Source organism: Pseudomonas sp. NFPP04, from assembly GCF_900113815.1.
GTDB lineage: Bacteria > Pseudomonadota > Gammaproteobacteria > Pseudomonadales > Pseudomonadaceae > Aquipseudomonas > Aquipseudomonas extremorientalis.
Window position 1 is genome coordinate 277,387 of record NZ_FOQS01000001.1, and the last position, 20,207, is coordinate 297,593.

Below are 20,207 nucleotides of genomic sequence, written 5' to 3' on the forward strand. Positions count from 1 at the left end.
AGTGTCCCTGATCGCTTCAGACCACTTCCGCATCGTTGTCGGCCTCGGCAAGAGCGGCATGTCCCTGGTTCGCTTCCTGGCGAACCGCGGCACGTCGTTTGCCGTGGCCGATACGCGGGAAAATCCACCGGAGCTGGTCACGCTGCGCCGTGACTACCCGCACGTGGAAGTGCGTTGTGGCGAGCTGGATGTCGAGTTTCTTTGCCGTGCCGATGAGCTCTACGTGAGCCCCGGCCTGGCCCTGGCGACCCCGGCCCTGCAAGCCGCCGCTGCCCGTGGCGTGAAGCTGTCCGGCGATATCGACCTGTTCGCCCGTAATGCGAAGGCGCCGATCGTGGCCATCAGCGGCTCCAACGCGAAAAGCACCGTGACCACCCTGGTCGGCGAGATGGCGACTGCGGCCGGCAAGCGCGTGGCCGTGGGCGGCAACCTCGGTACACCCGCGCTGGACCTGCTCAGTGACGACATCGAGTTGTACGTGATGGAGCTGTCGAGCTTCCAGCTGGAAACCACCCACGACCTCGGCGCCGAAGTGGCGACCGTGTTGAACGTGAGCGAGGACCACATGGACCGCTACAGCGGCCTGCCGGCTTACCACCTGGCCAAGCACCGGATCTTCCGTGGTGCGCGGCAAGTCGTGGTCAACCGCCAGGATGCCCTGAGCCGTCCGCTGATGGGCGAGGGCCTGCCCTGCTGGACCTTCGGCCTCGGCAAACCCGATTTCAAAGCCTTCGGCATCCGCGAAGAGAACGGCGAGAAATACCTGGCCTTCGAATTCCAGAACCTGATGCCGGTGCGCGAGCTGAAAATCCGTGGCGCCCATAACCAGTCCAATGCCCTGGCGGCGTTGGCGCTGGGGCATGCCGTCGGCCTGCCGTTTGACGCGATGCTCTCGGCGCTGCGCAGCTTTGGCGGCCTTGAGCATCGCTGCCAGTGGGTGCGCGACCTTGATGGCGTCAGCTATTACAACGATTCCAAGGCCACCAACGTGGGTGCAGCCCTGGCAGCCATCGAAGGCCTTGGCGCCGATATCGACGGCAAGCTGGTGTTGATCGCCGGTGGCGACGGCAAGGGTGCCGACTTCAAGGACCTTAAAGGCCCGGTGGCTGAGCATTGCCGCGCCGTGGTGCTGATGGGCCGCGATTCCGATCTGATCGCCGCCGCTCTCGGTGACGCGGTGCCGCAAGTGCGCGCCACGTCCCTGGACGACGCCATCGCCCGTTGCAAGGCCCTGGCCCAGTCCGGCGATGCGGTGCTGTTGTCGCCAGCCTGCGCCAGTTTCGACATGTTCAAGAACTACGAAGAGCGCGGCCAGCTGTTCGCCCGCGCCGTGGAGGCCTTGGCATGAATTTCCGGAATATCATCAAGCCGTACCCTTCGCCGATCATTACCGGGCGCGGTATCGACCTCGATTTCCCGATGCTCGCCGGTTGCCTCGCCTTGTTGGGCCTGGGCCTGGTGATGATTACCTCGGCGTCGTCCGAAGTGGCTGCCGTGCAGTCGGGCAATACCCTGTACATGATGATCCGTCACCTGGTGTACCTGGTGATCGGCCTCGGCGCCTGCATCGTCACCATGATGATCCCCATCGCCACCTGGCAACGCCTGGGCTGGTTGATGCTGATCGGGGCGTTCGGCTTGCTGGTCATGGTGATCCTGCCCGGCATCGGCCGCGAGGTGAATGGTTCGATGCGCTGGATCGGTTTCGGCGCGTTCAACGTGCAGCCGTCGGAAATCGCCAAGGTGTTCGTGGTGATCTACCTGGCCGGCTACCTGGTACGTCGCCAGAAAGAAGTGCGCGAAAGCTGGATGGGGTTCTTCAAGCCGTTCATCGTGCTGCTGCCCATGGCTGGCCTGCTGCTGATGGAGCCCGACTTCGGCGCCACCGTCGTGATGATGGGCGCTGCTGCGGCGATGCTGTTCCTCGGCGGCGTGGGGCTGTTCCGCTTCACCCTGATGGTGGTGCTGGCCGTGGCTGCCGTGACGGTCCTGGTGCAGGCACAACCCTACCGGATGGCGCGTCTGATCACCTTTACCGACCCCTGGTCCGACCAGTTCGGCTCCGGCTACCAGTTGACCCAGGCGCTGATCGCCTTCGGTCGCGGCGAGTGGCTGGGCGTGGGCCTGGGCAACAGTGTGCAGAAGCAGTTCTACCTGCCGGAAGCGCACACCGACTTCGTGTTCTCGGTACTGGCCGAAGAGCTCGGTGTGGTGGGTTCGCTATGCACCGTCGCGCTGTTCGTGTTCGTGTGTGTACGCGGCATGTACATCGGCCTGTGGGCCGAGAAGGCCAAACAGTATTTCGCCGCCTATGTGGCGTACGGCTTGTCGTTCCTGTGGATCGGCCAGTTCCTGATCAATATCGGTGTGAACGTCGGCCTGTTGCCGACCAAGGGCCTGACCTTGCCGTTCCTCAGTTATGGCGGCAGTTCGTTGGTGATCTGCTGCGCGTGCCTGGGCTTGTTGCTGCGCATCGAGTGGGAGAGTCGAACCCACCTGGGCAGCGAAGAGATGGAATTCAGCGAAAGCGATTTCGCCGAGGAGCCGACCCATGGGCGCTAACGTGCTGATCATGGCGGGCGGCACCGGGGGCCACGTGTTCCCGGCCCTGGCCTGCGCGCGGGAATTCCAGAACCGTGGCTACACCGTGCACTGGTTGGGCACGCCGCGCGGTATCGAAAACGAATTGGTGCCGAATGCTGGCTTGCCGCTGCACCTGATCAACGTCACCGGCCTGCGCGGCAAGGGCAAGTTGTCCCTGCTCAAGGCGCCGTTCGTGTTGCTCAAGGCGGTGTGGCAGGCGCGCAAGATCATTCGTGAACTGAAGCCGGTGTGTGTGCTCGGTTTTGGTGGCTATGTGACCGGCCCTGGTGGCGTCGCGGCCAGGCTCGCCGGTGTGCCGGTGATTGTGCACGAACAGAACGCCGTCGCCGGCACCGCCAACCGCCTGCTGGTGCCCTTGGCGGCGCGGGTGTGCGAGGCCTTTCCGAAGACCTTTGGTGCATCGGACAAGCTGCGCACCACTGGCAACCCGGTGCGCACCGAACTGTTCATGGGCATCGCCCGTGAAGCCTTGGCCGGGCGCAAGGCGCACCTGCTGGTCATGGGCGGCAGCCTGGGGTCCGAGCCTTTGAACAAATTGCTGCCGCAAGCCCTGGCGCAACTTCCTGTGGAGTTGCGCCCTGAGGTCTTTCACCAGGCGGGCAAAGATCATGGTGAAGTCACCGCCACGCGCTATCGCGAGGCCGGTGTGGAGGCGAACGTACAGCCCTTCATCAAAGACATGGCCCATGCCTATGGCTGGGCCGACCTGGTGGTCTGCCGCTCCGGTGCGCTGACCGTCAGTGAACTGGCCGCCGCCGGTCTGCCGTCGTTGCTGGTGCCTTTGCCCCACGCGATCGACGATCACCAGACCCGCAACGCTGAATATTTGGCCGGGGAGGGCGCTGCCTTCCTGCTGCCGCAAAGAACGACTGGCGCCGCCGACTTGGCCGCACGCCTGACCGAGGTATTGATGCAACCGGAACGACTCAACAGCATGGCGAGCACCGCAAGCCGCCTGGCCAAACCTGACGCAACCCGCACCGTGGTCGATATCTGCCTGGAGGTGGCCCATGGTTGAGAATCAGAAAGCCATGCCGCAACCGGAAATGCGCCGCATCCGTCGCATCCACTTCGTCGGTATCGGCGGCGTGGGCATGTGCGGCATTGCCGAAGTACTGCTGAACCTGGGCTACCAGGTGTCCGGCTCCGACTTGAAAGAGTCGCCGGTCACCGACCGCCTGAAGTCGTTCGGCGCGCAGATCTTTATCGGCCACCGTGCCGAGAACGCCGCCGAGGCCGATGTGCTGGTGGTGTCCAGCGCCGTGAACACCTCCAACCCGGAAGTGGCCACCGCCCTTGAGCGCCGCATTCCCGTGGTGCCTCGCGCCGAGATGCTGGCCGAGCTGATGCGCTATCGCCACGGCATCGCCGTCGCCGGCACCCATGGCAAAACCACTACTACCAGCCTGATTGCCTCGGTGTTCGCCGCCGGAGGCCTGGACCCGACGTTCGTCATTGGTGGCCGCCTGAATGCCGCCGGCACCAATGCCCAGCTCGGCACCAGCCGTTACCTGATCGCCGAAGCCGATGAAAGCGATGCCAGCTTCCTGCATTTGCAACCGCTGGTGGCTGTGGTCACCAACATCGACGCCGACCATATGGCGACCTACGACGGTGACTTCAACAAGCTGAAGAAAACCTTCGTCGAGTTCCTGCACAACCTGCCGTTCTACGGTCTGGCGGTGGTGTGCCTGGACGATCCGGTGGTGCGCGAAATCCTGCCGCTGGTCAAGCGTCCGACCGTGACCTACGGCTTCAGCGAAGACGCCGACGTGCGCGCCATCAATGTGCGCCAGGAAGGCATGCAAACCTTCTTCACCGTGCTGCGTCCGGACCGTGAGCCCTTGGATGTCTCGGTGAACATGCCGGGCAACCACAACGTACTCAATTCCCTGGCGACCATCTGCATCGCCACCGACGAGGGCGTCAGCGATGAAGCCATCGTCGAAGGCCTGTCGCGCTTTGCCGGCGTGGGCCGTCGCTTCCAGGTCTACGGCCAGTTGCCGGTAGAGGGCGGTGACGTGATGCTGGTGGACGACTACGGTCACCACCCGACCGAAGTCGCCGCGGTGATCAAGGCCGTGCGTGGTGGCTGGCCGGAGCGTCGCCTGGTGATGGTGTACCAGCCGCACCGCTACAGCCGTACCCGCGACCTGTACGACGATTTCGTCAATGTACTGGCCGATGCCAACGTGCTGCTGTTGATGGAAGTCTACCCGGCCGGCGAAGAGCCGATCCCGGGGGCCGACAGCCGCAAGTTGTGCAACAGCATCCGTCAGCGCGGCCAGTTGGACCCGATCTACATCGAACGTGGCGTAGACCTGGCGCCAATCGTCAAGCCGCTGCTGCGTGCCGGCGACATCCTGCTGTGCCAGGGCGCCGGTGACATTGGTGGCCTTGCGCCGAAATTGCTGGCGAGCCCGCTGTTTGCGGCAAAAAAGGGAGCGGCGAAATGACCACTGACTACGCCTCCCTGTTTTCCACGATCACGCCTGCCGACTTCGGTCGCGTAGCCGTATTGTTCGGCGGCAAGAGCGCCGAGCGCGAAGTGTCGCTCAAGTCCGGCAACGCCGTGCTCGAAGCCTTGCAAAGTGCCGGCGTGAACGCCTTCGGTATCGACGTGGGCGATGACTTCCTCGCCCGCCTGCAGGCCGAGAAGATCGACCGCGCCTTCATCATCCTGCATGGCCGTGGCGGTGAAGACGGCAGCATGCAAGGCCTGCTGGAGTGTGCCGGCATCCCTTACACCGGCAGCGGCATCCTCGCTTCCGCGCTGGCGATGGACAAGTTGCGCACCAAGCAGGTGTGGCACAGCCTGGGTATTCCAACTCCGCGTCACAGTGTGCTGTGCAGCGAAGACGATTGTATTTCCGCAGCCAAGGAACTGGGCCTGCCTTTGATCGTCAAACCTGCCCATGAAGGCTCCAGTATCGGCATGGCCAAAGTGAACTCGGCCGCCGAATTGATCGACGCATGGAAAGCGGCAAGTACCTACGATTCGCAAGTGTTGGTGGAACAGTGGATCCAGGGTCCCGAGTACACCATTGCCACCCTGCGTGGCCAGGTATTGCCGCCCATCGCATTGGGCACGCCCCACACCTTTTACGACTACGACGCCAAGTACCTGGCTTCCGATACCCAGTACCGGATCCCGTGCGGCCTTGACGCAGCCAAGGAACAGGAATTGATGGACCTCACGGCGAAAGCCTGTGAGGCGCTGGGTATCGCCGGTTGGGCGCGGGCGGACGTGATGCAGGATGACCAAGGGAATTTCTGGTTCCTGGAAGTCAACACCGCACCGGGCATGACCGACCACAGCCTGGTACCTATGGCCGCTCGCGCTGCGGGCCTGGATTTCCAGCAACTGGTGCTGGCGATCCTGGCCGCAAGCATTGAGCCACGAGGCTAAGGACATGAAAGGCGCATCGCTTCGTCATCAGCCCCCTCAAGCACCGAGCCGCAAGCCGGTGCCACGGGGTGCCAGCCGAATGGTGGCTAAAGAGCCGATGTCGGCGCGCCTGCCGAAAGCCAACTTTGGTTTCCTCAAGGCGTTGTACTGGCCGGTATTGCTGGTGGTGCTGGGCTTCGGAACCTACGAAGGCGCGCAGCGTCTGTTGCCGTATGCCGACCGGCCGATCACCAAGATCAGCGTGCAGGGCGACTTGAGCTACATCAGCCAGCAAGCGGTACAGCAGCGCATCGGCCCGTACCTGGCGGCGAGCTTCTTTACCATCGACCTGGCCGGCATGCGCTCGGAGCTGGAACAGATGCCGTGGATCGCCCACGCCGAAGTCCGCCGCGTATGGCCGGACCAGGTGACGATCCGCCTGGAAGAACAACTGCCCGTGGCCCGTTGGGGTGACGAAGCGCTGTTGAACAACCAGGGCCAGGCGTTCACCCCGCGTGAGCTGGCCAACTACGAGCACCTGCCGCAGCTGTTCGGGCCGCAGCGGGCTCAGCAGCAAGTGATGCAGCAGTACCAGGCCTTGAGCCAGATGCTGCGGCCACTGGGCTTCTCCATTGCACGCCTGGAACTGCGTGAACGGGGCAGCTGGTTTTTGACGACCGGGGCAGGCAGTTCCGGCCCGGGCATCCAGTTGTTGCTGGGACGCGACCGCTTGGTGGAAAAGATGCGCCGCTTCATTGCCATCTACGACAAGACCTTGAAAGAACAGATTACGAACATTGCGAGCGTCGACCTGCGTTACGCCAACGGCCTTGCCGTCGGCTGGCGTGAACCGGCAGCGCCCACGGCAGCGCAACCCGCTGTCGCGAAGAATTAAGAAGAGGCAGGACCCATGGCAAACGTGCAAAGCGGCAAAATGATCGTCGGTCTCGATATCGGCACCTCCAAGGTGGTGGCGCTGGTGGGCGAGGTCGGGGAAGACGGTGTCATCGAAATCGTCGGTATTGGCACGCATCCGTCCCGGGGCCTGAAGAAGGGCGTGGTGGTGAACATCGAGTCCACCGTGCAATCGATCCAGCGCGCCATCGAAGAAGCGCAGCTGATGGCCGGTTGCCGGATCCACTCGGCGTTCGTCGGCGTGGCGGGCAACCATATCCGCAGCCTGAACTCCCACGGCATCGTGGCGATCCGCGACCGCGAAGTCAGCTCGGCCGACCTCGAGCGCGTGCTCGACGCTGCCCAGGCCGTGGCGATCCCGGCTGACCAGCGGGTGTTGCACACCCTGCCGCAGGACTACGTGATCGACAACCAGGAAGGCGTACGTGAGCCCCTGGGCATGTCGGGCGTACGCCTGGAAGCCAAGGTCCACGTGGTGACCTGTGCCGTCAACGCCGCACAGAATATTGAAAAATGCGTGCGTCGCTGCGGCCTGGAAATCGACGACATCATTCTCGAGCAGTTGGCTTCGGCCTACTCGGTTCTGACCGACGACGAAAAAGAACTGGGCGTGTGCCTGGTCGACATCGGCGGCGGCACCACCGACATCGCGATCTTCACCGAGGGTGCGATCCGTCACACCGCCGTGATCCCGATTGCCGGTGACCAGGTGACCAACGACATCGCCATGGCGCTGCGTACACCGACCCAGTACGCCGAAGAAATCAAGATCCGCTACGCCTGCGCCCTGGCCAAGCTGGCCGGTGCCGGCGAGACCATCAAGGTGCCGAGCGTAGGTGATCGTCCACCGCGCGAACTGTCGCGCCAGGCCCTGGCCGAAGTGGTCGAGCCACGCTACGACGAGCTGTTCACCCTGATCCAGGCTGAACTGCGCCGCAGCGGCTACGAAGATTTGATCCCGGCCGGCATCGTGCTGACCGGTGGTACCTCGAAGATGGAAGGCGCGGTCGAGCTGGCCGAGGAAATCTTCCACATGCCGGTCCGCCTGGGCGTGCCCCATGGCGTGAAGGGTCTGGGCGACGTGGTACGCAACCCGATTTATTCCACCGGCGTGGGCTTGCTGTTGTACGGGCTGCAAAAGCAGACCGACGGCATTTCCCTGTCGGGCCCGAGCAACCGCGACAGCTACCGCAGCGACGACGAGGCCAAGGCGCCGTTGTTCGAGCGGTTGCAGGCATGGGTCAAGGGCAACTTCTAACGATTTACCGCGACACCGCAACACCGTTGTAAGCAGTAGGCGAAAAAACTAGAGAAATGAAAGGAGAGGGAACATGTTCGAACTCGTAGACAACATCCCCGCAAGCCCGGTCATCAAAGTGATCGGTGTCGGCGGTGGCGGCGGCAACGCTGTCAACCATATGGTCAAGAGCAACATTGAAGGCGTTGAATTCATCTGCGCCAACACTGATGCCCAGGCGCTGAAAAGCATCGGCGCGCGGACCATCCTGCAATTGGGCACTGCGGTGACCAAGGGCCTCGGCGCTGGCGCCAACCCGGAAGTCGGCCGTCAAGCCGCGCTGGAAGACCGCGAGCGTATCGCTGAAGTGCTGCAAGGCACCAACATGGTGTTCATCACCACCGGCATGGGCGGCGGTACCGGTACCGGTGCTGCGCCGATCATTGCCGAAGTGGCCAAGGAAATGGGCATTCTGACGGTGGCTGTCGTCACCCGTCCGTTCCCGTTCGAAGGTCGCAAGCGCATGCAGATCGCCGACGAAGGCATCCGTTTGCTGTCTGAAAGCGTCGACTCGTTGATCACCATCCCCAACGAGAAGCTGCTGACCATCCTGGGCAAGGACGCGAGCCTGCTGTCCGCATTCGCCAAGGCTGACGATGTACTGGCCGGTGCCGTTCGCGGTATCTCCGACATCATCAAGCGCCCTGGCATGATCAACGTCGACTTTGCCGACGTCCGTACCGTGATGAGCGAAATGGGCATGGCGATGATGGGCACTGGCTGCGCCAGCGGTCCGAACCGTGCACGTGAAGCCACTGAAGCGGCCATCCGCAACCCGCTGCTGGAAGACGTGAACCTGCAAGGTGCACGCGGCATCCTGGTGAACATCACCGCCGGTCCTGACCTGTCCCTGGGTGAGTACTCCGACGTGGGTAGCATCATCGAAGCCTTCGCTTCCGAGCACGCCATGGTCAAGGTCGGTACCGTTATCGATCCGGATATGCGCGACGAGCTGCACGTGACCGTGGTTGCGACCGGCCTGGGCGCGAAAATCGAGAAGCCTGTGAAGGTCATCGACAACACCCTGCACAACAGCCAAGCCAGCCACGCCAGCCAGGCGGCTGCTGCTCCAGCGCCTTCGCGCCAGGAACTGCCGTCGGTGAACTACCGTGACCTGGACCGTCCGACCGTGATGCGCAACCAGGCTCAGGCCGGTGCTGCGGCGTCCCGTAGCCCGAATCCGCAAGATGATCTGGACTACCTGGACATCCCGGCATTCTTGCGTCGTCAGGCCGATTGATGGAATGTATCAGGGCTATGAAGGTGATTGGTGTTCAGCAAAGGTCTGGTCTGCTATTATCGCCAGCCTTTGTTGATACCAGTTCGCAATTTGCGCTGAAGCGGTCCAAGCCATGATTAAACAACGCACCCTGAAGAATATTATTCGTGCCACAGGTGTAGGTCTGCACTCCGGGGAGAAGGTATACCTGACCCTCAAGCCTGCACCTGTCGACACCGGCATCGTGTTTGTGCGTGCCGACCTGGACCCTGTGGTGCAGATTCCTGCTCGCGCGGAAAACGTTGGCGAAACCACGATGTCGACCACATTGGTCAACGGTGACGTCAAGGTGGACACGGTGGAGCACTTGCTCTCGGCCATGGCCGGTTTGGGCATCGATAACGCCTACGTCGAGCTCTCCGCGTCCGAAGTCCCGATCATGGATGGCAGCGCTGGACCCTTCGTATTCTTGATTCAATCTGCCGGCCTGGAAGAACAGGACGCAGCCAAGAAGTTCATTCGCATTCTGCGGGAAGTGACAGTAGAAGACGGCGACAAGCGCGCTACCTTCGTCCCGTTCGAAGGCTTTAAAGTGAGCTTTGAGATCGATTTCGATCACCCGGTATTCCGTGACCGCACCCAAAGTGCAAGCGTGGATTTTTCCAGCACTTCGTTCGTAAAAGAAGTCAGCCGCGCCCGTACCTTTGGTTTCATGAGTGACATCGAGTACCTGCGCAAGCACAACCTCGCACTCGGCGGCAGCGTTGAAAACGCCATTGTGGTCGACGCGGATGGTGTACTGAACGAAGACGGCCTTCGCTACGAAGACGAATTCGTGAAGCACAAGATCCTCGATGCAATCGGTGACCTCTACCTGCTGGGCAATAGCCTGATAGGCGAGTTCAAAGGCTTCAAGTCGGGCCACGCCCTTAACAACCAGCTGCTGCGCAAGTTGATTGAGCAGACAGACGCTTGGGAAGTCGTGACCTTCGAAGATGCCAGCACCGCACCGATCTCTTACATGCGTCCCGTTGCGGCGGTGTAAGTAACAACTCTCTTTCTTTAGTTTTGAAAGGCTGCCTTCGGGTGGCCTTTTTTTATACCCACTTTTTCTGACTCTGCCACTGTTCAAGTGTGGGAGGGCGCAAGCCACCTCCCACATTAGATCCGATTCACTATTCAGAGGGTTGCTGAATCGGCAATGCGGTTTCTTCCGCTGTGCTTGGCCTCATACAACGCCTGGTCCGCACTCAACAGCAATGCCTCCAGCGACTGGCGACTGCGCTTGTCCCACGTACTCATGCCAATACTCACCGTAATCGGCTGTTCGTCCCCGGCCACCCGCGGCAAGTGCTCGACGCCGCTGCGGATATGCTCGGCGATCACCCAGGCACCCTTGGCATCGGTCAACGGCAACACCACCGCAAACTCTTCACCGCCATAGCGTGCCGCCAAGTCGGCCGGGCGGCGGATGTTGGTACCGATCACTTGGGCCACGTTACGTAGTGCCTCATCGCCGCCATGATGACCATGACGGTCGTTGAACGCCTTGAAGTGGTCCACATCGATCATCAGCACCGTGAGCGGCTCGGTCGAGCGTTGGGCGCGGTCCCACTCCAGGCGCAGGCGTTCGTCCAGCACGCGGCGGTTGGCCAGGCCCGTCAACGCATCGGTGGCTGCCAGTTCTGACAGTACCCGTTCAGCGCGCCGCCGCCGTCGCAGTTCCCGGCGTAGCATCCAGGTCAGCCACAACAAACCGGCACAGAGCACTCCTGTGGCACTACTGGTCAGCAGTGCCACGCGACTCCAGGGCGCGAATACGTCCTCGCTGGACAGCGCCACGACCACGATCAGTGGCAGTTCACCGACATTGGTAAAGGTATACAGGCGCTCTTTGCCACTGATGGCAGAGATCGCCTGAAAGCTGCCGCTTCCGTCACGCAGTATTCGCTTGAAGTTGGGCCGGTCACTGAGGTCCTTGTCGATCATGTCGCGTTCGAGCAGCGGCTGCTGGGCCAGGAGAATGCCATTCCTGCTCAGCAGGTTGACGCTGCTGCCGTTGCCGATGGTCAGGGTGTTGAAGAGCTGATCGAAATACGCCAGGCGCATGGTCGCAACCGCCACCCCGGCAAACTCTCCCTTGGGGCCTGACACACGTCGACTGAATGCCATGCGCCAGACCTGGTCGCAGTCGCAACGGACCTTGAACGGCCGACTGATAAACAAGCCGGCGTTGGCGTCCTTGGCATGCACCTGGAAATAATCGCGGCTGGCAAAATTACGTGGCGTGGGCCGCAGCGTGGAGGAGTCGGCGATAACCGTACCGGTGGTGTCCAGCAGCAGGACCTCGCCTTTGAAAGGCGCCGCCGTGGACAAATCAAACTGCACCAGGTGCTGGATATTGGCGGCAACCTGGGACAAGTCTTCGCGTTGCGTGGCCGCAATCAGACCGTTGAGCGCCATGTCATACAGTTCGACGTTACGCAGCACGTCGGCATTGATCAATTGGGCGATGTTGGTGGTAGACCGCTTGGCCGCTTCGAGCGTGCTGGCGTGTTCGCGCATCAACAGCACCGCGACAATGATCACAATCAGGGCGACGCTGAGCCCGCTGCCCAGGATCAGTAACAACTCAGGGTGTGCGGGTGAGATACGAGCAGGGCGTGGACTCATCGGGCAGACTTCAGCGGTGAGGATGCTGGCAGTTTAGTTCTACCCGATGAAAATTAAATACTTGGTTAAAAAGAAAAAATCACCCCTCAGAACACGTTGATCGGATAGTCGACGATCACGCGGTACTCGTCCACGTCCCGATCCACCGCCGCGTAGCCATTGCCACCGCGGTTGGTCGCCCATTGCAGGCGCACCGCCAGGTCCTTGGCCTTGCCGCCCTGCACCACATATTTCACGTCGATGTCGCGTTCCCAGTGCTTGGCATCTTTGCCATCGGCGCTGTACCAGGCGCTGTAGCCACGGCTTTGCGGATCAACTTTGGTCAGGTCGGTCTCGCCGCTGATGTAGGACACCGCCGAGGTCAGGCCCGGCATGCCGAGGCCGACGAAGTCATAGGCGTACTTGAGCTTCCATGAGCGTTCGTTGGGGCCGTTGAAGTCGGAGTACTGCTGGGAGTTGTCCAGGTAGATGCTGTCGCCCTGGGCGATGTAGTCGAATGGCGTGTTGCCGTTGACCCGCTGGTAGGTGGCGGTGACGCTGTGGTTGCCCACGCCCACGGTGAAATGCAGGCTGTAGGTGTTGTTGTCGATGGCGCCGAGCAGCGACTGGCCGGTGTCCTGGGTGTGGTAGTAGTGCAGGCCCGGGTTGAGGCTGACCAGATCATTCAGCACGTAGGTGTAGTCCAGGTCGTAGTAGTACTGGTTCCACACGTCCTTGAGTTCCGACGCGTAGAGGTTGCTGGTCAGCCCGGCGATGCCGCTGAACGATACGCCGGCCCAGTTCAGGTGCTGGCTGTCCGCCGTGTTGGGCAGCGCGCCGTAGCTGGTGCCGATGCGGCGATGGCCGCTCTGGTTGTAGAGCTTGGTGAAACTGGCCTGGCCGCCTTCGAACATCCAGCCGTCGAGACTGTGGTTGGTCAGGCTCACGCCACGGAAGGTCTGCGGCAGCATGCGTGTCGCGCCGCCGGCGATCACCGGGTTATTGAGGAACAGGTCGCCGGCCTTCAACTCGGTATCGAATGCGCGCATTTTCAAGGTGCCACCCGCGGTAGAGAACGAGCCGGGTGCCTTGCCGTTGCCACCACCATACGGAAGGATGCTGGAACCATCGGTGCCGCCACCGCCGTCGAGCTTGAGGCCGAGCATGGCATGGGCGTCCAGGCCGAAGCCGACGGTACCCTGGGTGTAGCCGGATTCGAAGATACCGATGAAACCCTGGCCCCACTCCTTGCTGTCATCGGTGTGAATGTCGCGCCGGTCGCGGTTCATGTAGTAGTTGCGGGTGTTGATAGTGAGGTGGGCGCCTTCGACGAAACCGTCGGCGGGGGTAGTGTCTGCCGCGTGGGCAAGGGGGGAAATCGTTGCGGCTATTGCGAGGAATAACGGGGTGAACGTCAGCGAGTTCTTCACCGGTGGAGCTCCTTTGGTCAATCGGAAACGGCCAGTGTCGTTGGGGGTGCCTGGCCTTTTTTGACGGCAAAAAAAAGCCGCTGAACGTCAGCGGCTTTAAGACAGATTCCCAGTGTAGAGCCCTGGAAATAAGTCGAGGGAAATGCGGGTAAGCGGGAAAGCTGTCTTTGCCGTCGCGCTCATCGATGCGTCAAATTAACGCAGGTGAGCGGTGCGATACAGAGTGTAACAAGATAATGACTGTTGCCCAAATCGCAACAGTCATGGTGCTAGACCGGCAGGCTAATACCAAAGGTATTCCCACCGCCGTCACTGCGCACGAACACATCGCCGCCATGCATCAACGCAATCGCCTTGACGATAGCCAGGCCCAACCCGTGATTGGCCCCGCTGTTGCTGCGCGACGCGTCCACCCGATAAAAGCGTTCGAACAGACGCGGCAGGTGCTCGCTGGCAATCACTTCGCCGGGGTTGGTCACACCAATCGAGACCTGATGCTCCTGCACCTCTATGTTCACTGCGATGACCTGCCCGGGCGCGGTGTGTTGCACCGCATTGCTCAGCAGGTTGATCAGTGCGCGGCGCAGGTGGGCTTTCTCGATCTGCACCACGGCATCCCCGTGGACCTGCACCTGGACCTGGGCGTCTTCGAGGATGAAGTCCAGGTAGTCGAGAGTGGTGGCCACCTCGTCAGCCAGGGAGCTTTCGATCAGCTTGGTAGCCTTGCTGCCCTGGTCGGCGCTGGCGAGGAACAGCATGTCGTTGATGATCGAGCGCAGGCGCTCCAGCTCTTCGAGGTTCGATTGCAGCACTTCGAAATAATGCTCGGCCGAGCGCCCACGGGTCAGCGCCACCTGGGTCTGGCCGATCAGGTTGGTCAGTGGCGAACGCAGTTCATGGGCCACATCGGCGTTGAACGACTCCAGGCGCGAATAGGCTTGCTCGACGCGGTCCAGGGTGGAGTTGAACGAGTTGACGAACTGACTCAACTCCGGCGGCAACGGCGACAGTTGCAGGCGCCCGGAGAGCTTCGGTGGCGCGAGTTTCTGCGCCTCGTCCGAGAGTTTGCCCAGCGGTTTGAGGCCGATGCGCGCCACCCAGAACCCCAGCAACGACGCCAGCACCACGCCTACCAGGGCCAGGCTGATCAATGCCACGAGCAAATGATGCTGGGTGGCGCGGAAGTTCTCGGTGTCGATGGCGATCATGAAGCGCAGCGGCGGGCGCTGGTCCTTGGCCGGGAACTGGCTCACCAACACCTTGAACGGGTGCTTGTAGCCCGCCAGGTGCAAGTCGCGCTTGCCTGTGCGCCCTTCGGCGAAGGCGCGGATCTGCGCATCGGGGTTGCCATACTCGTAGTTCGGGTCGCTGCTCACCACCCAGAAGCGGATGCGTTTGTCTTCCTCACCCAGCAGCTTGAGCTTGGCCTTGATCTTCACCCAATGGTCCGGCGTACCGAAGCGGTTCACCGACGATTCGAGCACGCTGTAGCGCGCATCCAGCTCGGCGCCCGGCAGCAGCCCAAGGCTGCGGTCCACCTGTTGATAGAGCGCGCCGCCAATCAACAGGAAGATCAGCAACGCCACCAGGCTGAACATGCCGCTCAGGCGCAAGGCAATGGAGTTAGCCGACATTGCGACTCTCCAGCACATACCCCATGCCCCGGATGGTGTGCAGCAGCTTGGTGTCGAACGGCCCGTCGAGCTTGGCGCGCAGACGCTTGATCGCGACTTCCACCACATTGGCGTCGCTGTCGAAATTGATGTCCCAGACCATTTCCGCAATCGCCGTCTTGGAAAGGATTTCGCCCTGGCGTCGCGCCAATACGCTGAGCAGCGAGAACTCCTTGGCGGTCAGGTCCAGGCGCACGCCGTTGCGGCTGGCCTTGCGGCTGATCAGGTCGATCCACAGGTCAGCGACCGTCACCTGCACCGGCTCGTGCCCGCCGCTACGGCGGGTCAGGGCTTGCAGGCGTGCCACCAGTTCCAGGAAGGAAAACGGCTTGCCCAGGTAATCGTCGGCGCCTTCGCGCAGGCCGCGAATGCGGTCTTCCACGCGCTCGCGAGCGGTCAGCATGATCACCGGCGTCTGTTTGCGTGCACGCAAGGCGCGCAACACGCCGAAGCCATCGAGGCCGGGCAGCATCACGTCGAGCACGATCACCGCATAATCGTTCTCCAGCGCCAGGTGCAGACCCTCGACACCTTCGCGGGCGACATCGACCGTATAGCCTTGCTCGGTCAGACCGCGATGCAGGTAGTCCGCGGTTTTCTCTTCATCTTCAATAATCAGGACGCGCATGAGTCTTTTGCTCCAGGGCCGGGCCTCAATCTGTGGTCGCCAACGCAGGGGTTGGTATGGGCCGGTGGAAAAACTTCTCGAGGTACAAGTATATGACCGGCGTGGTGAACAACGTCAGCGCCTGGCTCACCAGCAAGCCGCCGACCACCGCGATCCCCAGCGGCTGGCGCATTTCCGCACCGGGGCCGGCGCCGAGCATCAGCGGCACCGCGCCAAGCAGGGCGGCGAGGGTGGTCATGATGATCGGCCGGAACCGCGTGACGCAGGCTTCGTAGATCGCTTCTTCAGGCGCCAGCCCGCGCACGCGCTGGGCGTCAAGGGCGAAGTCGATCATCAGGATGCCGTTCTTCTTCACAATACCGATCAACAGCACCAGGCCGATCAAGGCCATGATCGAAAAGTCCTGGCCCATCAGTGACAGCATGATCAGTGCGCCCAACCCGGCGGATGGCAAGGTCGAGATGATCGTCAGCGGGTGCACGAAACTCTCGTACAACACGCCGAGGATGATGTAGACCGCCACCAGCGCCGCCAGGATCAGCCACGGTTGGCTGGCCAGGGAGCTCTGGAACGCCTGGGCCGCGCCCTGGAAGTTGCCGATGATGGTAGTTGGCATGCCGATTTCATTCTTGGCCTGGTCGAGCATGAGCACCGCGTCGCCCAATGCCACACCCGGCGCCAGGTTGAACGACAGGTTGGCGGCCGGGAACATGCCGTCATGGCTGATGGAAAGCGGCCCCACCGTCGGTGGATCGACTTTGGCCAGCGCCGACAGCGGCACCATCTCGTTGGTCAGCGGCGAGCGCAGGTAGAAATAGTTCAGGCTTTCAGCCTTGCCGCGTTGTTGCGTGTCCAGTTCCAGCACCACCTGGTACTGGTTGATTTCGGTCTGGAACTCGTTGATCTGGCGTTGGCCGAAGGCGTCGTACAGCGCCTGGTCCACATCGGTGGCGGTCAGGCCAAAGCGTGCGGCGGCCTGACGGTCGATGCTGATGTGGGTGATGCTGCCGCCCAGTTGCAGGTCGTTGGACAGGTCGCGAAAGGCCGGGTTGGCGCGCAGTTTTTCGGTGAGGCGCTGGGTCCAGGTATTCAGCGTCGCGCCGTCATTGCTCTTGAGCACGTATTGGTACTGGGCGCGGCTGGGGCCGGAACTCAAGTTGATGTCCTGACCGGCACGCAGGTACAGCACAATGCCGGGCACCTTAGCCAGTTTCGGGCGGATGCGATCAATGAACTGGCTGGCGGACACATCGCGATCACCGCGATCCTTCAAGGCGATCCAGAAACGCCCGTTGGCAATGGTCTGGTTGCTGCCGGTCACCCCTACCGAGTGCGAAAACGCTTGCACCGCCGGGTCGGCCTTGACGATCTCGGCCAGGGCCTTGTGCTTGGCGACCATGTCCGGGTACGACACGTCGGCCGCCGCTTCACTGGTGCCGAGTACAAAGCCGGTGTCCTGCACCGGGAAGAAACCCTTGGGGATAAACACATAGCCGACCACGGCCAGGGCCAGGGTTATCACAAAGATCGCTGCCATGGTGCGTTGATGGGCCAGGGCGCGGCGCAGGTTGCGCGCATAGCCGGCCAACAGGCGCTCGCTGAAACCTGGTTTGTCGTGGGCGTGATGGGTGGGCGCGCGCATGAACAGCGCGGCGAGGGTCGGCGCCAGGGTCAGTGATACCACCACCGAAATCAGGATGGTCGAGGTGGCTGTCAGCGCGAATTCCTTGAACAGCCGTCCGACCACACCGCCCATGAACAGCAGCGGAATGAATGCCGCCACCAGCGAGAAGCTGATGGACACCACGGTAAAGCCGATTTCACCGGCGCCCTTGATCGCCGCTTCGCGCTTGTCGAGGCCCGCCTCCAGATGACGGTGAATGTTCTCCACCACCACGATCGCATCGTCCACCACAAAGCCCACGGCAATCACGATTGCCACCAGTGTGAGGTTGTTCAGGCTGAAGCCCATCAGGTACATCAGCGCAAAACTGGCGACCAGCGACACGCCCAGCACACTGGACACAATCAGCGTCGCCGACAACTGGCGCAGGAACAGCGCCATCACCGCCACCACCAGCAGGATGGCGATCAGCAAGGTGACTTCCACTTCGTGCAAGGAGGCGCGGATGGTCTTGGTGCGGTCGGTCAACACGCTGACCTGCACCGACGCCGGCAACATGGCTTGCAGGCGCGGCAACTCGGCTTGAATACGGTCGACGGTCTCGACGATGTTCGCGCCGGGTTGGCGTGAGATCACCAGGTTGACCCCGGGCGTGTCGCCGGACCAGGCCTGCACGTAGGCGTTTTCCGAGCCATTGATGACTTTGGCGATATCACGCAGTTGAACCGGTGCGCCGTCCTTGTAGGACACGATCAACTGCGCGTAGTCCTCCGGGTGGAACAACTGGTCGTTGGTCGACAGGGTCGACACGCTGTTCTCGCCGTAGATCGCGCCCTTGGCCAGGTTGAGGCTCGATTGCTGGATAGCCAGGCGGATATCGGCGAGGGTCAGGCCGATGGCGGCGAGTTTGTCCGGCGACGCCTGCACGCGGATCGCCGGGCGTTGCTGGCCGGTGATGTTGATCTGGCCAACGCCGTCGATCTGGCTGATCTGCCGGGCCAGCAGGGTTTCCACGTAGTCGCTCAGCTCGGTGCTGGGCATGCTGTTGGAACTGACGCTGAGGATCAGTACCGGGCTGTCCGCCGGGTTGACCTTTTTCCAGGTCGGCAGGCTCGGCATATCGCTGGGCAGCTTGCCGGACGCGGTGTTGATCGCCGCCTGCACTTCCTGGGCGGCGGTGTCGATGCTCTTGTCCAGGGTGAATTGCAGGGTCAGCAGGCTGGAGCCCAAGGCACTGCTGGAGGTCATCTGGGTCATGCCGGGGATGGCGCTGAATTGCACCTCCAATGGCGTGGCCACGGACGAGGCCATGGTGTCCGGGCTGGCGCCGGGCAGGGTGGCGGTCACTTGGATGGTCGGAAACTCCGCTTCAGGCAGTGGGGCAATGGCCAGGCGCGGGAAGGCAATCAGCCCGAGCAGCACCAGGGCGAAGGTCAGCAGCAGGGTGGCGACCGGGTGGTCGACACACCAGGCTGACGGCGAACGGCTCATGGTTGCACCTTGGCATCGACGGTCTGGATGACCTGCGGTGGGTCCTTGAGTACCTCCACCTGCGCACCGGCCTTGAGCCGCGACTGGCCGTCACTGACCAGCACATCCCCGGCCTGCACGCCCTTGATGATGTTGAGGTCGCTGTCCTGGTACGTCACCTGCACCGGCACCACCTCGACCTTGTCGCCGTTGACCCGGTACACGAAGTGCGAATCCAGGCCGCGCTGTACCACGGTCGGTGGAACGACCAAGGCGTTTTTGTCGAGGGCGGTCTGGATCTTGATAGTCACCAGTTGCCCCGGCCACAGGCGCTGTGAAGCGTTGTTGAACTCGGCCTTGGCGCGCAGGGTGCCGGTGGTGGAGCTGATCTGGTTGTCGATCAGGCTCAAATGGCCTTCGCCGAGCAAATCGCCGGTCTGGCCGTCGGTATCGGCGCCCAGGTAGGCGTCGACGCTGGCCGGGGTGGGCGCCGCGATCAGGCCTTGCAGGGTGGGCAGCATCTGTTGCGGCAGGGAGAACTCGACGGCAATCGGGTCGATCTGGGTCACGGAAAACAGGCCCTGGGTATCGGCTGTGCGCAGGAAGTTGCCTTCATCCACGGTGCGAATACCCACGCGGCCGCTGACCGGTGAGCGAATCTGGGTGTAGGAAAGTTGCACCTGGGCCGAATCGATGGCGGCCTGGTTGCCCTGGGCGGTGGCCTTGAGCTGGTTGACCAACGCTTGTTGCTGGTCATAGGTCTGCTTGGACACGCCGTCATCGACGCTCAATGCCTTGTAGCGCTTGAGGTTGACCAGCGCCACCTGCAACTGCGCCTGGCTTTCGCCCAGTTGCGCCTTGGCCTGGTCGAGATTGGCGCGGATCGAGCGGTCATCGATGGTCGCCAGCAGGTCGCCGGCCTTGACCCGTTGGCCTTCCTTGACCAGCAATTTTGTGAGGATGCCGTCCACCTGCGGGCGAATCACCACGCTGTGCAGTGACAGCACCGAACCGATCCCGCTGACAAAGCGCGGAACATCCTGCTGCACCACGCTCACCACCCGCACCGGAATCGCCGTGGGCGCCGCCAGTCTGGCTTTGGCTGGACGGGTCAAGGCCCAGGCCGCAACGGCCAACACCACGAGGACAGCCACGATCAGGGCGGTTTTGCGTTGAATGTGCATGGGGTGAGGCGCCAGGGCAAAGGATTGGAAATGTGTGAGGCCTTTATAGCCTGCCAACCCGGTCAGCAAGGTGACTGCTAACTGACGGCGCTGTCAGTAAAGGCAGACCATTCGTACAGGTGG

At 62.2% G+C, this 20,207-nt stretch carries 15 protein-coding genes; 9 read left to right on the forward strand and 6 right to left on the reverse strand.

The features are described 5' to 3' along the window. The first annotated feature begins 1 nt into the window (after position 1). The 9 genes from murD to lpxC all read left to right on the forward strand — a co-directional run bounded on the left by murD (position 2) and on the right by lpxC (position 10,468). Positions 2–1,348 carry a UDP-N-acetylmuramoyl-L-alanine--D-glutamate ligase gene (gene murD, locus BM017_RS01400; protein WP_092240784.1) on the forward strand — a complete coding sequence of 449 codons (1,347 nt, stop codon included), beginning with the start codon at positions 2–4 and terminating at the stop codon, positions 1,346–1,348. After that, positions 1,345–2,562: a putative lipid II flippase FtsW gene (gene ftsW / locus BM017_RS01405; protein ID WP_053254470.1), complete on the forward strand. Its 1,218-nt coding sequence runs from the start codon at positions 1,345–1,347 to the stop codon at positions 2,560–2,562. The genes murD and ftsW overlap by 4 nt, the downstream gene beginning before the upstream one ends. Further along, positions 2,552–3,622 (forward strand): undecaprenyldiphospho-muramoylpentapeptide beta-N-acetylglucosaminyltransferase, encoded by a 1,071-nt coding sequence (murG, locus tag BM017_RS01410; protein WP_071491185.1) that lies wholly within the window; start codon positions 2,552–2,554, stop codon positions 3,620–3,622. Before ftsW ends, murG begins: the two co-directional genes overlap by 11 nt. Then, entirely contained in the window at positions 3,615–5,060 is a 1,446-nt protein-coding gene (gene murC / locus BM017_RS01415; protein ID WP_071491186.1) for a UDP-N-acetylmuramate--L-alanine ligase, read from the forward strand. Before murG ends, murC begins: the two co-directional genes overlap by 8 nt. Continuing rightward, a complete protein-coding gene (locus BM017_RS01420) occupies positions 5,057–6,013 on the forward strand; it encodes a D-alanine--D-alanine ligase (RefSeq protein WP_092240786.1) in 957 nt (318 codons plus the stop codon). The genes murC and BM017_RS01420 overlap by 4 nt, the downstream gene beginning before the upstream one ends. Before the next feature lie 4 nt (positions 6,014–6,017). Next, positions 6,018–6,887, forward strand: a complete 870-nt coding sequence (locus BM017_RS01425) for a cell division protein FtsQ/DivIB (RefSeq protein ID WP_058422950.1) — start codon at positions 6,018–6,020, stop codon at positions 6,885–6,887. Between the two features lie 15 nt (positions 6,888–6,902). Then, positions 6,903–8,165: a cell division protein FtsA gene (gene ftsA / locus BM017_RS01430; protein WP_010213031.1), complete on the forward strand. Its 1,263-nt coding sequence runs from the start codon at positions 6,903–6,905 to the stop codon at positions 8,163–8,165. 73 nt (positions 8,166–8,238) lie between these two features. Then, a complete protein-coding gene (ftsZ, locus tag BM017_RS01435) occupies positions 8,239–9,444 on the forward strand; it encodes a cell division protein FtsZ (RefSeq protein WP_017526184.1) in 1,206 nt (401 codons plus the stop codon). A 112-nt stretch (positions 9,445–9,556) separates the two neighbouring features. Beyond that, positions 9,557–10,468 (forward strand): UDP-3-O-acyl-N-acetylglucosamine deacetylase, encoded by a 912-nt coding sequence (gene lpxC, locus BM017_RS01440; RefSeq protein WP_003171886.1) that lies wholly within the window; start codon positions 9,557–9,559, stop codon positions 10,466–10,468. 134 nt (positions 10,469–10,602) lie between these two features. On the opposite strand, the gene BM017_RS01445 is transcribed toward lpxC, so the two are convergent. The 6 genes from BM017_RS01445 to BM017_RS01470 form a co-directional block, all read right to left on the reverse strand. Beyond that, positions 10,603–12,096, reverse strand: coding sequence for a GGDEF domain-containing protein (locus tag BM017_RS01445; protein WP_092240788.1), 1,494 nt, complete (start codon positions 12,094–12,096; stop codon positions 10,603–10,605). A gap of 86 nt (positions 12,097–12,182) precedes the next feature. Then, a complete protein-coding gene (locus tag BM017_RS01450) occupies positions 12,183–13,505 on the reverse strand; it encodes an OprD family porin (RefSeq protein ID WP_092240790.1) in 1,323 nt (440 codons plus the stop codon). 269 nt (positions 13,506–13,774) lie between these two features. Continuing rightward, positions 13,775–15,139, reverse strand: coding sequence for a heavy metal sensor histidine kinase (locus BM017_RS01455; RefSeq protein ID WP_092240792.1), 1,365 nt, complete (start codon positions 15,137–15,139; stop codon positions 13,775–13,777). Next, positions 15,129–15,806 (reverse strand): heavy metal response regulator transcription factor, encoded by a 678-nt coding sequence (locus tag BM017_RS01460; RefSeq protein WP_071491192.1) that lies wholly within the window; start codon positions 15,804–15,806, stop codon positions 15,129–15,131. The genes BM017_RS01455 and BM017_RS01460 overlap by 11 nt, the downstream gene beginning before the upstream one ends. Positions 15,807–15,831: 25 nt before the next feature. Then, entirely contained in the window at positions 15,832–18,921 is a 3,090-nt protein-coding gene (locus BM017_RS01465; RefSeq protein ID WP_092240794.1) for a multidrug efflux RND transporter permease subunit, read from the reverse strand. After that, the gene (locus tag BM017_RS01470) at positions 18,918–20,084 is read right to left on the reverse strand and encodes an efflux RND transporter periplasmic adaptor subunit (RefSeq protein ID WP_092240796.1); all 1,167 of its coding nucleotides are present in this window, start codon (positions 20,082–20,084) and stop codon (positions 18,918–18,920) included. The genes BM017_RS01465 and BM017_RS01470 overlap by 4 nt, the downstream gene beginning before the upstream one ends. Between the last annotated feature and the right edge of the window lie 123 nt (positions 20,085–20,207).

What these genes read in the sequence shown, in the direction of transcription:
- lpxC (WP_003171886.1), top strand. Translation starts at nt 9,557, where the DNA reads ATGATTAAACAACGCACCCTGAAGAATATTATTCGTGCCACAGGTGTA.
- BM017_RS01420 (WP_092240786.1), top strand. Translation starts at nt 5,057, where the DNA reads ATGACCACTGACTACGCCTCCCTGTTTTCCACGATCACGCCTGCCGAC.
- murC (WP_071491186.1), top strand. Translation starts at nt 3,615, where the DNA reads ATGGTTGAGAATCAGAAAGCCATGCCGCAACCGGAAATGCGCCGCATC.
- BM017_RS01470 (WP_092240796.1), bottom strand. Translation starts at nt 20,084, where the DNA reads ATGCACATTCAACGCAAAACCGCCCTGATCGTGGCTGTCCTCGTGGTG.
- BM017_RS01445 (WP_092240788.1), bottom strand. Translation starts at nt 12,096, where the DNA reads ATGAGTCCACGCCCTGCTCGTATCTCACCCGCACACCCTGAGTTGTTA.
- BM017_RS01460 (WP_071491192.1), bottom strand. Translation starts at nt 15,806, where the DNA reads ATGCGCGTCCTGATTATTGAAGATGAAGAGAAAACCGCGGACTACCTG.
- ftsA (WP_010213031.1), top strand. Translation starts at nt 6,903, where the DNA reads ATGGCAAACGTGCAAAGCGGCAAAATGATCGTCGGTCTCGATATCGGC.
- ftsZ (WP_017526184.1), top strand. Translation starts at nt 8,239, where the DNA reads ATGTTCGAACTCGTAGACAACATCCCCGCAAGCCCGGTCATCAAAGTG.
- ftsW (WP_053254470.1), top strand. Translation starts at nt 1,345, where the DNA reads ATGAATTTCCGGAATATCATCAAGCCGTACCCTTCGCCGATCATTACC.
- murG (WP_071491185.1), top strand. Translation starts at nt 2,552, where the DNA reads ATGGGCGCTAACGTGCTGATCATGGCGGGCGGCACCGGGGGCCACGTG.
- BM017_RS01455 (WP_092240792.1), bottom strand. Translation starts at nt 15,139, where the DNA reads ATGTCGGCTAACTCCATTGCCTTGCGCCTGAGCGGCATGTTCAGCCTG.
- BM017_RS01465 (WP_092240794.1), bottom strand. Translation starts at nt 18,921, where the DNA reads ATGAGCCGTTCGCCGTCAGCCTGGTGTGTCGACCACCCGGTCGCCACC.
- BM017_RS01425 (WP_058422950.1), top strand. Translation starts at nt 6,018, where the DNA reads ATGAAAGGCGCATCGCTTCGTCATCAGCCCCCTCAAGCACCGAGCCGC.